Annotated in this window: 9 protein-coding genes; 7 read left to right on the plus strand and 2 right to left on the minus strand. The window is 50.1% G+C overall.

Features of this window, described 5'->3' with window-relative positions:
* Positions 1 to 44 precede the first annotated feature (44 nt).
* Positions 45 to 4,211, plus strand: coding sequence for a hybrid sensor histidine kinase/response regulator transcription factor (locus ACYVF1_RS13765; RefSeq protein ID WP_461079624.1), 4,167 nt, complete (start codon positions 45 to 47; stop codon positions 4,209 to 4,211).
* 39 nt (positions 4,212 to 4,250) lie between these two features.
* Here the strand turns inward: ACYVF1_RS13765 and ACYVF1_RS13770 are convergent, their stop codons facing one another.
* Entirely contained in the window at positions 4,251 to 5,453 is a 1,203-nt protein-coding gene (locus ACYVF1_RS13770) for a glycoside hydrolase family 88 protein (protein WP_461079627.1), read from the minus strand.
* A gap of 17 nt (positions 5,454 to 5,470) precedes the next feature.
* Positions 5,471 to 6,655, minus strand: coding sequence for an alginate lyase family protein (locus ACYVF1_RS13775; RefSeq protein WP_461079629.1), 1,185 nt, complete (start codon positions 6,653 to 6,655; stop codon positions 5,471 to 5,473).
* Between the two features lie 9 nt (positions 6,656 to 6,664).
* Here ACYVF1_RS13775 and ACYVF1_RS13780 point away from each other — a divergent pair, with 9 nt between their 5' ends.
* The 6 genes from ACYVF1_RS13780 (at position 6,665) to ACYVF1_RS13805 (ending at position 15,633) form a co-directional block, all read left to right on the plus strand.
* Positions 6,665 to 6,928, plus strand: coding sequence for a hypothetical protein (locus ACYVF1_RS13780; protein ID WP_461079631.1), 264 nt, complete (start codon positions 6,665 to 6,667; stop codon positions 6,926 to 6,928).
* A 41-nt stretch (positions 6,929 to 6,969) separates the two neighbouring features.
* Entirely contained in the window at positions 6,970 to 10,098 is a 3,129-nt protein-coding gene (locus ACYVF1_RS13785; RefSeq protein ID WP_461079633.1) for a SusC/RagA family TonB-linked outer membrane protein, read from the plus strand.
* A 26-nt stretch (positions 10,099 to 10,124) separates the two neighbouring features.
* Positions 10,125 to 11,882 (plus strand): RagB/SusD family nutrient uptake outer membrane protein, encoded by a 1,758-nt coding sequence (locus ACYVF1_RS13790; protein WP_461079635.1) that lies wholly within the window; start codon positions 10,125 to 10,127, stop codon positions 11,880 to 11,882.
* Positions 11,883 to 11,909: 27 nt separating this feature from the next.
* The gene (locus ACYVF1_RS13795; RefSeq protein WP_461079637.1) at positions 11,910 to 12,305 is read left to right on the plus strand and encodes a hypothetical protein; all 396 of its coding nucleotides are present in this window, start codon (positions 11,910 to 11,912) and stop codon (positions 12,303 to 12,305) included.
* 18 nt (positions 12,306 to 12,323) lie between these two features.
* Positions 12,324 to 13,319 (plus strand): DUF4466 family protein, encoded by a 996-nt coding sequence (locus ACYVF1_RS13800; protein WP_461079639.1) that lies wholly within the window; start codon positions 12,324 to 12,326, stop codon positions 13,317 to 13,319.
* Positions 13,320 to 13,446: 127 nt separating this feature from the next.
* Entirely contained in the window at positions 13,447 to 15,633 is a 2,187-nt protein-coding gene (locus ACYVF1_RS13805) for a polysaccharide lyase family 8 super-sandwich domain-containing protein (RefSeq protein WP_461079641.1), read from the plus strand.
* Positions 15,634 to 15,656 lie beyond the last annotated feature (23 nt).

Consider the following 15,656-nt stretch of genomic DNA (forward strand, 5'->3'; position numbering starts at 1 on the left):
ATCTGGCACAACAATTCAGATTTAATCTATAATGTTATGCGACAATGAGCTTTACAAAAACCATCCTTTTTTTCAGTTTGTGGGCGGTTTACAGCTTCTCGCTACGTTCGGTTGCGGTTGGCCAGTCTGAGATACAGACATTTAGTCATCTCTCGGTTGAAGAAGGTTTGTCGCAAAGCAGTGTATATGCCATTGCGCAGGACGCCAAAGGCTTTATGTGGTTCGGCACCCGCGACGGACTGAATCGGTTTGATTCACATCGGGTTGTGGTTTACAATACGCAGGAAAGCAGAAAGAATACCCTTCCCTCCAATACGATCAACGGCTTACTGGTCGACAAAAAAGGGCAGTTATGGGTGGGCACTAGCCGAGGGCTAAGCCGTTACAGGCCCTTACAGGACGATTTTGAGCGAATTTCGTTCGCAGACAGCCGGGTGGCTACGTTGCCGGACTCCAACATTACCAGCCTTTTCGAAGATCACCAGCAACACATCTGGGTTGGTACGTTGCACGGACTCTATCGACTCGACCCGAAAAACCTTAATCGGTATCAGCCTATCAAGCTCCTGACGCAAAACCCGCTTGATCTTCCCAAAGCCTATATCCGAACGATTTACCAGGATCGGGAGCATACGCTTTGGGTCGGTACGTCGGCGGGATTAACCAGGCTTCGACCAACGAAACTTGGTCAATTTCAGCTCACCAATTATTACCTCGCTCCTGCCGATTCGATCTATCACGATGTCTCGAACGGTGTAAACGCCATTGCCGAAGATCAGGCCGGGCGGCTGTGGGTCGGCACCGAACGTAAAGGTATTGCTTTGTTCGATAAGCAGGCAGGACACGTCGTTTCGTGGCATCCTGCGGCTGGACTGAATTTAAGTATGCAGACCGTACGAACGATTCAACCCGATGGAAAAGGCAGTTTTTGGGTTGGCACGGTGGCCGGGCTGTACATTATCGCGCAGGATGGTAGCCGATTCAGAACCTTAATCAATCACCCCGCCGACCCCGGCTCGCTGGGCGATAATTCGGTACGTTCGCTTTTTCAGGACCGGGATGGCTCGTTCTGGGTTGGTACGTATTATGGCGGGGTGGATATGTACAGTCCGCTGGCCCGACAGTTTGGTTCATTTCGTCCGCTCGACCGACTGGGTGGGATGCCTTTTAAAATTGCCAGTTCGATTCTGCCAGCACAAAATCCACGTCAATTGTGGCTGGGTACGGAGGATAAGGGCCTTTTTCTGGTCAATAACAACCAGACGATTGCCCAACACTTCATGCATGATCCTAAAAATGCGCAGTCGCTGTCGAACGATAAAGTAAAATGTTTGCTGGCCGATGGGCCGAATGGCTTATGGATTGGCACAATTAAAGGGCTTAACTATCTGGATGTGCGTCGGCAGGTCATTACGCAATTCCTGCATGAACCAACAAATCCGCGCTCGCTGCCGAATGACCGTATTTACGATCTGAAACGGGATAAGCAGGGTACCTTATGGGTGGCCATCAATCAAGGAGGGCTCTGCCGATACGCCCCGTCAACGCGCTCTTTTGTGTCGCTGGTCCATCAGTCATCGCAAAAAACCTCCCTTAGTGCCAACAGCATTACTACGTTACTGGTCGACAGCCGGGGGGCACTGTGGGTTGGTACTATGGGTGGATTAAACCGAAGGGTGGATGGCAAAGACGAATTCATACGGTTTATGCATCGTGATGACGATACTACATCCATCAGCAGCAACCACATCAGTTGTTTTTATGAAGATCAGCACCACCGGCTCTGGATCGGAACCCGAGATAATGGCCTGAACCTGCTGCTTCCTGACGGGCGTTCGTTTAAACATATCGGCATCGCGCAAGGATTGCCCAGTAATTCGATAATGGGTATGCAGGAGGATCGCCGGGGCCGATTATGGATCAGTACCGACAAAGGGTTGGTTCAGTTTGATCCACAGCCGGAATCATTCATTCGGTACAATAAAAACGATGGGCTCATCTGCAAGGAATTCACGCCCAATTCGACGTATCAGGATGCCCGAGGTTACCTTTATTTTGGTGGCTACAATGGCATCGTCCGTTTTCACCCAGACAGTATCCGCCGGAACAACAAAGCTCCTTTACTGGCCTTCACGCAGTTACGCTTGTTTAATGAACAGGTTACGAATCTCCCGTCTGGTCAAAGTCCGGTAGCCTTCGATGATAAGCAGGGGCTCACGTTCACCCATCATCAGAATGTTTTTTCGCTGGACTTTGCTGCGTTCAATTTTATTAATTCGGCCAAAAACCGCTACGCTTACAAGCTTCTGAATTTTGATAATGACTGGAATTACGTCAGTGAACCCAGAGCCATGTACATGAATCTGGAACCCGGAAACTACGTATTGCAGGTAAAAGGAGCCAATAATGATGAGGTCTGGGCCGCAAAGCCACTCGAACTGGCGATTACGGTGCTGCCGCCCTTCTGGAAAACATACTGGGCTTATGCTTTGTATGTACTGATTTTTGTGATATTACTACGTCTCTGGTCTGGGTTTAACCAGAGTCGAATACGGCTCGCTCACGAGTTGGAAGTTGAACTTCTGGAGAAAAACAGGCAGCAGGAACTCCACCAGACGAAGCTGAATTTCTTTACGGAAATTGCCCACGAAATTCGGACGCCATTAACGCTGGTTATCGGGCCGCTCGAAACCCTGACCGAACGCTACGCCGATGAGCCGTTCATTCAGAAGCAGGTCGCTGTTATGCGCAACAGCACCGACCGACTGCTACGTTTGCTGAATCAACTGCTGGATTTCAGAAAACACGAAACCGGTAATGTTCAGCTAAATAGACAGCAAACCGACGTAGTGACTTTTCTACGTACCATCTCCGACTCGTTTCTGGATTATGCCCGGTCGCGCCAGATAACCCTGACGAACGAAGCGGAAGTTGCTACGTTGTTCGCCCGGATCGACGCTGGAGAAATGGAGAAAGTGATTTACAACCTGTTGCTGAATGCCTTTAAGTTTACTCCGGCTGGCAGCACCATTTCGGTACGTTTGCAACAGGATTTCACCAGCAAGGGCGGTGAGTATGCTATCATTGTTATTGAGGACGCGGGCGTAGGTATTCCAGCCGGCGATTTAGACCATATTTTCAACCGGTTTTATCAGGTCAACGGAGCCAAAACACGCGATTCAGGATTTGGGATCGGTTTGGCGCTCAGCAAAAGCATCGTTGAGCAACACCACGGGCAAATCACGGTCGAAAGCCGGGAGGCTGAGCTTGGGCAGTTGGGCTTTACACGATTCACTATTACACTGCCGCTGCTGAACGATCCTTTAATAAACCCAATTTCGGTCCCATCCCAATCCACACTTCTCACTACGCTGTCGCCGTTAGTAGCGGAAACGCCGTTTGAGTCAGCCGACGATACGTTGTCGGAAATGCAGGCTAGTACAGCGCCCGATAAACCGCTTCTGATGATTGTTGAAGATCAGGATGATATTCGCATTTACATCCGGGAGATGTTTTCAACAACGTACCAGATCATCGAAGCTTCCGACGGTGCAGCGGCCTGGGAAAAAGCCTCGCAGTTGTTGCCTGATATCGTTATTACCGACGTAGCGATGCCATGTATGGATGGGTTAGCCCTGACACAACGCCTTAAATCTGACGAACGTACCAGTCACATTCCGGTCATTCTGCTCACGGCCAAAGATACCGTGGATAACCAGTTAGCCGGTCTGGAAATCAGAGCCGACGACTACGTAGCGAAACCCTTCCACCCGATGCTACTTCAGGCTCGCGTCCGGAATCTGCTTTTACTACGTCAGCAGTTGAAAGCCAAGTATCACCGCATCGTTGCGCTGCAACCAGAAGTTCCAGCCCTGGATCACCCCGACGAAAAATTTCTCCGCCAACTGATGACATTACTCGATACCCACCTGGCCGACGCTGATTTTAACGTAACGAGCCTGGTTAGCGAGATGGGCATGAGCCGACCCGTTCTGTTTAGAAAAGTGAAAATGCTGACAGGATTATCGGTCATTGATCTGCTACGTACCACCCGACTCAAAATGGCTGAGCTGTTGATAAAACAGAAAAAAATGAGCGTGGCTGAAGTGGCATTCGCTGTCGGATACAACGACCCAAAATATTTCAGCCGCGCCTTCCGTGCTCAGTTTGGGCAGACGCCTACTGAGTATAAAGAAGTTATACAGTTATAGCGTTGTAAAGTTATTGTGAATGCGCCAGCAACTTTACAACTATTTCCCGTTCAGCTTTTTAGCTCGCAACAACGCTTCCAGGAAATAGTAATCGGCGTAGATAATTGGCACGTCTACTTCGCTGTTCTGTGGTTTTGACCCCGTGCTATGTAGCAGCAAAAAACCGTGACTCTGCCCCGCTGGCGCCATGTAATTTTTTGCCAGATTGGTAATAACCTGATCCGCTTTCTGACGGTATTGAACCCCATTGGCACTGTACGTACTCAACTCATATAGCCCAGACGCCATAATTGTGGCGGCCGATACGTCGCGCGGCTCATTGGGAATGCCGGGTGCATCGAAGTCATAATACGGAACCAGATCAGTGGGCATGTGCGGGTGGTTAAGGAGGAATTTGGCGATGGCTTCCGCTTGCTTCAGAAACTGAGGGTCGCGTGTTTCGCGGTAGCAGAGCGTGTAACCATACAAACCCCACGCCTGCCCCCGCGCCCATGCCGACTCATGACTATAGCCCTGATGCGTGTTTTTCTTCAAAACCTGCCCCGTCAACGTATCATAATCCACTACATGATAGGAGCTGTTATCAGGTCGGTAATGGTTTTTCATCGTCGTGCGGGCGTGCGTAACGGCGATCTTGTAATACGTTGAATCGCCGGTTAGTCGGGTAGCGGCAAAGAGTAGTTCCAGATTCATCATGTTATCGATAATGACCGGGCTTTGCCACTGGTCTTTATGATGATCCCACGAGCGGATGATGCCCGCAGCCGGTTTAAATCGCTTAATCAGCGTTTTAGCTCCCTGAATGATCACCTCCCGATACGTATTATCCTTAGTCAGCCGATACCCGTTGCCGTAGCTGCAATAGAGTTTGAAACCCATGTCGTGGGTGGTGGCATTCATCTTCTCGTTTTCGAGTTTCGCCATAGAAAGCTTAGCCTGCTCAGCCCAGCTTTTCTGACCCGTATACTCGTACAAAAACCATAATTCGCCAGCGAAAAAGCCACTCGTCCAGTCGCGGGCGGGCACTAATTGAAGCGTTCCATCAGCATTTAGGGATCGGGGCGAAACCGGCGCCGGTTTTTTATCGGATGCCGCTTGGCTGGCCGCTGCTACGTCCGACAGCAAAAGCTTTGTTTGCTGTTCGGCACGCTTAAACACGCTATCAATCACCGAATTAGGCACGAAACTCAGATATAAGCTTGTGACGATCAGCAGCAAAGTAGAAAATTTGAAGGTTTGCATAGTTTTCTTGGTGAGGTTTAGTTTAGCCAGATAAGCGGATTACGAATAGGCAGATTACGTAGCACTTCTTCTACCTGGGGATCATGATCGAGCCGTTTCCACGTAGTGAGCCACGCGTTTTGTCCATAAGCCAGCGCGCCAAATACTAAAAATGGATGGGCTACGGGCCAGTCATTCCAGTACATCACATCGGGTTTGAGCGGCCATTTCGCCTTATCGTCAACAAATAGATACAGATACGTAACGCCTGTTCGGATGCTACGTCCGTCGGCGGTTTGATACGTCCAGAGATTGTCGGTGGGCGTTGATAAAATCTGACAGATAGTGGTCATCGCATCGAGGTTGAAGAGCGAATAGCCGTAGGGCTTGGTTCGACGTAGCTCCTGCGGGAAACTGCCGTCAGCCGCCATCTGGTCGGGCAGTAATACGTTCCTGTATCGATTTCGACAAAACGTCATCAACGTATCATTTCCCGTCAGTCGGGCGAAGGCGGCTACCTGCATGACCCAGCACGTACCGTGGTTGTTTTTGGCGTTCATCTCATCACGGCCGTACGGGTGCGTGGACAGCCAGGTCAGGTAGTCGGTAAACCATTGCTTTATGGCGATCACCGCTTTTTTATCGGCTGATTTTGCGGCTTCCATCACACGAACGGCTTGGGCTGCTTCCATTAGATGAATGGTATCGATAATACCAATACCTCGTCCTGTAAACCGCCCTTTGATGGCTTGCGCATACAATAGCGATGGATTCATACGCGTTTCGGCGTCTACAAACCATGCCTTAAGATGCCGGAATGCCTGCCGAACGTAGCGCTCATCGCGCGTCAGTACGTAGGCCGACGCCAGACTTCCTACGATGCGGCTGAAACGTATCATGGCCTGACGATGCGCGACAAAATTATCGGGATTAGTCATACCATCCCGCTGGATGTATGGTCCCTGTAGGTTGGAAGAATCAGGCCACCAATAATCACCTTCCGAAAAGAAATCGTGTTTGCCACCTGCGCTACGTACCGATGTCTGCGCAGTTACCGTGATGGGTTGCTGCTGCATCGCCCAGCGTGCTTCGGCCAGAATATGTGGCTTTAACGTAGCAGGAACGACATCCCGTTTGGGCGATTGACCAGCCCCATTTATAACCACCAATTGGCAGAGAGCGACGATCAAAAGGAGTCGTATGTATAGGGTTTGGCGCGTCATTAGAGTATAATGGACAGAAGAAAAACGAGCAGTGTGATGAGTAGCATAAGCGACCCAGCTTCAGCCAATGTTAGTGTAAATCTGTCTTTTTTCACCTGTTCTGAACTATTGCTATTTATCAGTGCAAGTTTAGGAACAGGCGAATTTTGCAAGGTTATAGCAATTGCTCAAAAAGGTGGACAAACCGTTCAGGCGGGTGAAAGAACGTTCAAAGGGGTGGACGGAGCGTTCAATTTAGATTATTCCGATATTTTTTATTCACATGGCAATTAATATTGCTTCATCGGGCAATAGTTAACCAACCCTTTATTGCTATGTGTAAACGTTTATATTTCAAATTTCTTAACTGGACACTTTTTGGCTGGCTGGCAATCGTCTTGCTGGCGGGAGGCCATGTGCTGGCTCAGGCCAGTGGACCGGCTCGACCAACGTATCGATTTTCGGGTCGGGTACTCGACGAAAAAGGCGCTGGTCTTCCTGGCGCAACGGTGGTATTGAAAAACGATGCCAAAACCGGTACTACCTCCGACGCCGACGGCAAATTCACCATCAACATGCCCACCGGTGGTGGTACGTTAGTGGTATCGGCGATTGGCTATCTGGGACAGGAAGTGAACGTAACGAGTGAGACCACGCTCGACGTAACGATGGCTCCTGATGTGAAAATTTTGAACGAGGTTGTGGTTGTGGGTTACGGTACGCAGAAAAAGGAAAACCTGACCGGAGCGGTGGCCGCCATCACGATTGACGACAAAATTTCGAGCCGCGCGATTGCCAACGTATCGTCGGGTTTGTCTGGTCTGGTGCCGGGTCTATCGGTGCAGCAGTCGACGGGTCAGGCGGGGCGCTCCGGGGCCGCGCTGATTATTCGGGGACTCGGTACGGTCAACAATTCAGGGCCGCTGATTGTGGTTGATGGGATGCCCGACGTGGACATCAACCGTATCGACATGAACGACGTAGCGAGTATTTCGGTACTGAAAGATGCCGCTTCGGCCTCGGTTTATGGCTCGCGGGCGTCGAACGGGGTCGTGTTGATTACGACCAAAAACGGCTCGCAAAATAAGAAAGCGCAGATTACGTATACCGGTACGTATGGTCTCTCGCAGCCGACCAATTTCTACAATTATTTCGCCGATTATCCGCGCTCGCTGACCATGCATTTACGCGCTTCGGGGGCTGGAGCGTCCTCAACAACGTATCGGTATGGCACCATCGAAGAATGGCTTTCCAAAGGCTTGGTCGACCCAATTAATTACCCAAATACTGATTGGTGGAAAACGATTCTTCGCGATAACGGCCGTATTCAGACGCACAATCTGTCGGCTGCGGGCGGTAACGACAAAATGAATTTCTATCTATCGGCGGGGATTTACGACGAATTGGGTGTGTTGATCGAGCACGATTACAAACGCTACAACACGCGCTTCAACCTGGATTACAAAGTTCGTGACAACCTGAAAGTCGGTATTCGAATGGATGGGCAGTGGTCGAAGCAGAAATTCGCTAACTCCGAAGGTCTGATTACGTACACCGGAACGGCGGGTTATGACATTCGCTATGCGGTGGCGGGTATTCTTCCCCAAAACCCGAATACCGGGCAGTACGGCGGTATCATGGCGTATGGCGAAGATGCCTTTGCCCGGAACATGCTCTCGCTGTTCCAGATCAACCATAACTTCCGCGACCGGCAGGAAATCAACGCCAACTTATATGGCGAATGGACACCCCTCAACGGCCTGACGCTACGTGGTGATTACGGATTACGGTATTATAACCAGTTCACGAAAACCTATTCTGACCCGACCGACGAATGGAATTTCCAGACCGGTCTGATTTCGCGGAACGTAGTGGCCTCCAGCGCGGGCATCAGCAACAGCACCAACCAAGGCTTCAAAACGCTGCTTCAGGGCCGCGCTACGTATAACAAAACGCTGTTTGGCAATCACCAGCTCAGTTTACTTGCGGCTTATACCGAAGAATACTGGTTCAACCGCAACCTTTCGGCCAGCCGTCAGGACCGGATTAACCCACTCCTAAGCGAAATCGACGCAGCCTTAACAACGACTCAGGCGGCTGGCGGGAACTCCGATGCCGAAGGATTACGGTCGGGAATTGGACGTATCAACTACGTAGTGAACGACAAATATTTGTTTGAAGTCAACGCGCGTTACGATGGGTCGAGTAAGTTTCTACCGGGCTTTCAGTATGGTTTCTTCCCGTCAGCGTCGGCTGGCTGGCGCTTTTCGGAAGAGTCGTTTTTCAAGAAATTCTCTTCAGTTGTAACCTCGGGTAAACTGCGGGCTTCGATTGGGAAGTTGGGAAACAACTCCGGCGTAGGTCGCTACGAACAGCGCGACATCTTCAACCTGACCAACTATATCCTTAATGGGAAGATTGTCAAAGGGTTTAGCTCGGCCAAAATCATCAACGAAGACTTCTCCTGGGAAGAAACCAACGTAACAAACCTCGGTCTGGATCTGGCGTTCTTCGGCGGTCGGCTGACGAGCGAACTTGATTTCTACAACAAACTGACCACCGGCATGATACGTCCGTCGTCGCTGTCGTCGTTTTTGTCGGGCTATGACGCACCCCGCGTCAATATCGGCAAACTACAGAACCGGGGGATGGAGCTGAATCTAACGTATCGGGCCAAAGTGCGCGATGCTAACGTGGGGGCTACGTTCAACTTTGCGTACAACAAGAACAAGCTGCTGGAGTGGAACGAGTTTCTGGGTAAGGGCTTTACGTATCTGAACCTCCCCTACCACTTCGCCTACAGCCGCGTCTCGACGGGCATCGCGCAGAGTTGGGAAGACATCGCCAACGCGCCTTTCCAGGGACAGTATTTTTCGCCGGGCGACATTCTCTACAAAGACCTGAACGGCGACGGTCAGATAACCGACGAAGACCGGCTGGCGCAGCCGAAATACAATCGCGATCAACCGCTGGCTACGTATGGCCTCAACCTGTTCGGCAACTGGCGCGGCTTCGACATCAGCATTCTCTGGCAGGCTGCCACCGGACGGAAGGATTTCTGGCTGGAGCCATTCAACCAGGTGAACGTACCATCGACCCGCAACGCATTCCAGGATTTTCACTGGTACGACACCTGGAACCTGGATAACCGCACGGCTTCGTTGCCACGCTTAAACAGCGGCTCGGGCGGCAACAACCAGGGTGAGTCGACTTTCTGGCTGGATGATTTCAGCTACTTGCGGCTCAAAAATATTCAGGCGGGCTATAACATCCCGAGCAAATTCCTGAGCCGAGTGGGGGCGAGCCGTTTACGGGTTTACGTCACGGCTGAAAACCTGCTCACGTTCACCAAATATCGCGGTGTCGATCCTGAGAAAAGCACCAGCGTTTCGGGCGCCGAAAACAACGACGACCCATTCCCGCTGCTCAAATCGTACTCGTTCGGCCTTAACCTAAGCTTTTAATCCATCCTGATTTTGGGCTTTCACTCATGAAAAAACTCATTAAATTATATCTGCTGCTGGGTCTAGCGATTTTTGCAGCCGCCTGTACCGAAGATTTGCTCGATCAGGTACCGACCACCCAGCTATCGTCGGATTTATTCTGGAAAACAACCGACGATGCCATTTTTGCCGTCAACGGTGTCTACGACGCTAATCGGACTACGTTCGACCGGGATTACTATTTCGATGGGGCCGGTGAATTTGTGCACACCCGCGGTACCAGCAACAATCAGGGCACGTTTAACCCCGGCGCAATTGGGTCGGCTTCCGGACCATTTAACCTGAACGCCAGTACTGGTACGTTCAGTTTTCTATGGGCTGACTGTTACCGGACCATCAACCGGGCCAACTACGTACTGGAAAACATTGGTACGCTACGTGCCACGGCGAAAGCTCCCGCCGACGTAGCATTGATGAATCGGCTGGTTGGTGAAGTGCGTTTTCTGCGGGCACTCAATTACTTCAGGCTCATCGACTTGTGGGGCGACGTACCGTTTTTCAACAAAAAGCTGGAAGGAAATCCTGAAGCGTATACGCTGACGCGGACACCGCGCGCCGTTGTGAAAGATTCGATTCTGGCCGATTTGAACTATGCAGCCAACGTATTACCCGAAACCTACACGGGCGATAACCTCGGTCGGGCGTCGAAGCTGGCGGCCTGGGCGTTCAGCGGTAAAGTGAATCTGTATTGGGCCTGCTGGATGAAAACGGCTAACAATAACGCTGATGCGCAGAAGCACTACACAGCCGCAGCCGCCGACTTCAAGAAGATTATCGACAAAAATATCTCCCTCTTCCGTGGTGGCGAACCCGGCCCGGCCGACAATCCGAATTATTGGCACCTGTTTCAGTATTTCAACGAATACGATCCCGAAATCATCTTCTCGGTACAGTTTGGCGGACCATTGCTGAGCCAGGGCGAAGAATTAATGCGAGATTTTGGGACACGTAACACGGGCAACGCGCAATGCTGGGTAGCACCTACGTATCGCCTGGCCAACCGGTATCAACTGCTCAGCACCGGCGATTTTGCGACACCGCTTATTCTCTCCAAAAACACGACGCAGGTTAACAGCGCCACCAACCCAAGGTCTTACGCAGGGCGCGACTACCGGATGCGGGCAACTATGCTGTGGGATGAGCAAAAAATGCTACGTCTCTCCACCGACGGTCTGGCTGTTCAGGACAGCATTCCGTTCCGGTTCGGCAGCCGCGATGGTGTTACGTATATCAACTATGACGGTGCCCCAGCGGGTTATATTTTCCGGAAATGGGTACGGCAAACGGGCGGTATCGGACGTAGCGATGGCCCCCAGGACATTTATATGATGCGCCTGCCCGACGTCTGGCTGATGTATGCCGAAGCGGTCAATGAAGTGAACGGTGGTCCTACCGCAGAGTTATTTACGCTGTTAAATCGCATCCGACGTCGGGGTAATTTACCAGCGTTGGTGAACGCTAAGTTTTCGACGAAAGCCGATTTCTTCAAAGCCATTGAACAGGAAAGGATAGTAGAGCTGGTCGGTGAAGGACATCGTTTCTTCGATATCCGACGGTGGCGCAAAGCGGAAGAAATCTGGCCTGCACCTGGGGGCCAGGTTCTTTACGACTCGCAGGGCACCCGCATCCGCGATGAATTTGTAAACGCTCCCGACCGGAATTATCAGCGTTACTACATCTTCCAGATTCCGACCAGCGAAATCGAAGTTAACGCCAAGATCGTCCAGAATGAACCCTGGCTGTAACCAGTTAACGGAAAACAGATAACATACATGAAATCCTCAATTCTCTATAAAATTTTCGGGTTACTGGTTCTGGTAACCCTGCTGTCGTGCAGCAAAGATCCAATTGACGAAAATGGTTTGCTGATTACGGGTCGGTCGCAATGCTTCATGACGTTTTTCGACCTGCTCGGTTCCGATCACCGCACCGTACTGGTAAGTGGGCAGACGGTCATTGACACCACGGCTCTGACTGTTAAAGCCGTAGCCAAGTATGGCACGAACATACTTCGGGTGAAACCGTATTGCAGTGTCGTAACGGATGCCATTGTAGAACCAACGATGGGCATCTGGACCGATTACACGGAACCACAGAAATACACCGTGGTATCAGGCAATCGGCTGGTTCGTAAAACGTACACTGTTACCGTAACCGTTCAGAAATAATCCCATAACCTGCTTATTATGAAAACGATAACACGTACCGTACTGCCGGTTTTTGGGATAGTTCTTCTGGCCCTGAGTTGTAAAACCAAAGACGTAGCCCCCGAATCACTACGTAACGATTTGCTGAAGAAAACCACTGGCCCTGCTGTGGTGGGCGACCGAATCGAGTTTGCCTACGCCATCGGCACTACCGAAGGCGATCTGAAAAATGTTAGGGCGGAAGCATCTATTGCGGGCGGAACCGGCACCGGATTTACCCGCTTCTCCTGGTTTACTAACCGAAATACGGGCGTCGATCAGCCCGTTCAAACGGCAGCGGATACCATTACGAATGGCGCTACGTCAACGGCCAACATCATCGACGTAGCAACCAACAAGGCGGTTACGCTACGTTATTATTACTACCCGACGGAAGAGGCTAAAGGTAAAGACGTTACGTTCCGGTTTAGCGGTACGTCTTCGACGGGCAAAGAAGTGAGCTTCCAGTCGCCCGCTTACCGGGTTAGCCGCATGGACATGAAACGGTCACTGGCGCTGGTCGACGGTGCAAAAGCCTACGTATCAATTGCCGACATGGCGGTTTACACGAAAGCCGAGGTAGAGCAGAACAATCTGGCGAATAAAATCGACTTCGTTTACGTCTACCGGGCGACCCTCGGCACGGGTAATTTCGCTTTCGGACACGCATTAGTAGCACCTTCAAACGCCGATTATCTGAAGGACGTAACACTACCGACCGGCCTGGCAAAACCGCGCACGCTCATCGACAAACGCGTGGATGTGAAAGACGCTCAACTACGTAACACGACCGGTTTCGACGTGTATATTGATGATATCGACCTGCAACAAACCACGTTCAACAATTCAGCCGATTTCGCTTACGGACTCACCGCCGATCAGGGGGCGTTTGTCAAAACGGCTGATGGCGCCTATGCAGCTTATATTTACGTCAACGCGGTTAATAATACAGGTAAGTCGATGACTATCAGCATCAAGCGTTTGAAATTAAATTAATTTTTATTGTACTACGTTCGTAAGGGCAGGTTCTTAAACCTGCCCTTATTAGGTTTTGAGAAACCTCACTACGTCGGATATAAATACCCGACACCACAGAAAGAAACTTTAAGTCAAGCAACTCAACATGATTAAACAGTTCATTTATAACCTCATCGCACTGGTATTAATTGGCGCTACTACGTTGGCACAACCGACTGCTACCGGTAGCAGGGTGCAGAACGATGCGAAACGTATCAAAGAGAAGATTGTGGCTGACCTGATGGCTACTAAAGTCATTGATAGTCAGGCAGAAAGTATTCTTGCTAAGATGAATTCCGATGGTAGTTTTCAAGGAATAAACTATGAAGACCTCAGCCGTACAGCCGGATTCCCACACGGCAGACATACGCAGGATTTGGTCTATCTGGCTAAAGCGTACCAAAGCAAATCGTCAAAATTCTATCAAAATAAACAGATAAAGGAACGTATCATTAGCGGTCTCGACTACTGGGTGAAACACGATTTTGTAGGCGATAACTGGCATGATAACCAGATCACTACACCCACCAACCTGGGTAATCTGATGTTGATCATCGGCGACGAGCTTCCCCAGGAACTAGTAACCAAAGCGCAGCCGATGATTGGTCGGGCTAATATGAATGCATCGGGCGCTCGCCCGAGTGGAGACCGGATTGTAATTGCCGGCATTTTAGCCAAAAACCTGCTTTTCATGGCTGATTATCAAGAGTTTGACAAAATCATCAAGATTATTGAAAGCGAAATGAAATTTGCGACCGGCGAGCGGGGATTGCAGCATGATTACAGCTTCCACCATCGCGTAGACCGAGTTAACAATACGTCCTCCTATGGCTACGGAAAATTTGCCAATGCGTATGGCGACTGGTCGTATTACGTAGCGGGTACTACGTATGCATTCTCGAAAGAAAAAATCAATCAACTCGTTGATTATTACCTGGATGGTATCTATAAACAGATGGTGTATGGCATCTACGAAGATATCAGCGTCAAGAATCGAAGCATTTCTGGAAAATCTACTTTTCACCCGCAAAGTACACTCGAAATAGAGCGGGTATTAGTTAGCACAGACTATCGGAAAGCGGAACTGGAAGAAATCATTCGGTTACGCAAAGGCGAAAGTAAGCCATCAGCATCCTTCGCTAAATTCTTCTGGCAGAGTGAGCATTTCGTTTTCCAGCGACCAGAATTCTACACAACGGTACGTATGTTTTCGACGCGAAACCGGAACATGGAAGAACCCTACAACGGACCGGGTAAAACCACGCACCACCGCGCCGACGGAACTAACTACCTGATGCTGAAAGGCGACGAATACCAAAACATCTGGCCCGTATACAACTGGCAGAAAATATCGGGTACGACCATCGTCCAAAAGCCGCAACTCCCCGGTCCCAATGAAATCCAGAAAGCGGGATTAACTGATTTTGTAGGTGCTGTTACCGACGGTTTATACGGCGCTGTAGTCTTTGATTTTAAAAGTCCGCACGACCCACTGGAAGCTAAAAAATCGTGGTTCTTTTTCGACAAAGAATACGTTTGTCTGGGCACAGGTATCAAATCAACGGCTGATCTGCCGGTATTCACGACCGTCAATCAGGTATTGATGCACGGCGACGTGCGTATGATGCAGGATGGTAAACAGCAAAATGTTCCAAAAGGCAGCCGAACGCTCGACAAAGTAAAATGGGTATACCACGATAAAATCGGCTATATCTTCCCGCAACCGACCACCGTCAGCTTATCCAATCAGGCTGAAACGGGGCGCTGGTCGGATATCACGGATCAGAAAAACATTAGTACTGAAGTGGTTAGTGAAGATGTTTTTTCGTTGTGGTTCAATCATGGAAACAAGCCCACTGGTGCATCGTATCAATACATCGTCGTACCGGCAGTGACAGAGAAGCAGGTGGCTGAATCTGCTGCAAACAATCGTTCCATCGAAATTCTCTCTAATACGGCCGACATACAGGCAGTCAAACACAATCAATCGGGAATCATCCAGTTGGCTCTTTACAAAGCAGGAACCCTAACTATTGATAAAGGCACACAAGTAAGTCTGGATAATCCGGGTATGGCCATGCTGAAAATGGAAAGCGGCCGTTTGAAAGAGCTGACTTTAGCTGACCCATCCAGAAAACTGAGTAAAATTTCGTTTTCTGTGTCTGGTAAATACAAGACCAAGGGAGAAAACTTCCGTACTGAAGTCGATGAAACTAAAAATAGTACGTTGTTCACTGTCGATTTACCTCAAGGAGTCTATGCCGGAAAAAGCGTTCAATTGAAGGTGGAATAAATGAACTAGATAAGCAGTCAACT

The sequence above is a fragment of the Spirosoma flavus genome (assembly GCF_054778555.1).

Excerpts from the sequence above, each read along its gene's own strand:
- ACYVF1_RS13765 (WP_461079624.1), top strand. The coding sequence starts at position 45 with ATGAGCTTTACAAAAACCATCCTTTTTTTCAGTTTGTGGGCGGTTTAC.
- ACYVF1_RS13770 (WP_461079627.1), bottom strand. The coding sequence starts at position 5,453 with ATGCAAACCTTCAAATTTTCTACTTTGCTGCTGATCGTCACAAGCTTA.
- ACYVF1_RS13775 (WP_461079629.1), bottom strand. The coding sequence starts at position 6,655 with ATGACGCGCCAAACCCTATACATACGACTCCTTTTGATCGTCGCTCTC.
- ACYVF1_RS13780 (WP_461079631.1), top strand. The coding sequence starts at position 6,665 with ATGGACAGAAGAAAAACGAGCAGTGTGATGAGTAGCATAAGCGACCCA.
- ACYVF1_RS13785 (WP_461079633.1), top strand. The coding sequence starts at position 6,970 with ATGTGTAAACGTTTATATTTCAAATTTCTTAACTGGACACTTTTTGGC.
- ACYVF1_RS13790 (WP_461079635.1), top strand. The coding sequence starts at position 10,125 with ATGAAAAAACTCATTAAATTATATCTGCTGCTGGGTCTAGCGATTTTT.
- ACYVF1_RS13795 (WP_461079637.1), top strand. The coding sequence starts at position 11,910 with ATGAAATCCTCAATTCTCTATAAAATTTTCGGGTTACTGGTTCTGGTA.
- ACYVF1_RS13800 (WP_461079639.1), top strand. The coding sequence starts at position 12,324 with ATGAAAACGATAACACGTACCGTACTGCCGGTTTTTGGGATAGTTCTT.
- ACYVF1_RS13805 (WP_461079641.1), top strand. The coding sequence starts at position 13,447 with ATGATTAAACAGTTCATTTATAACCTCATCGCACTGGTATTAATTGGC.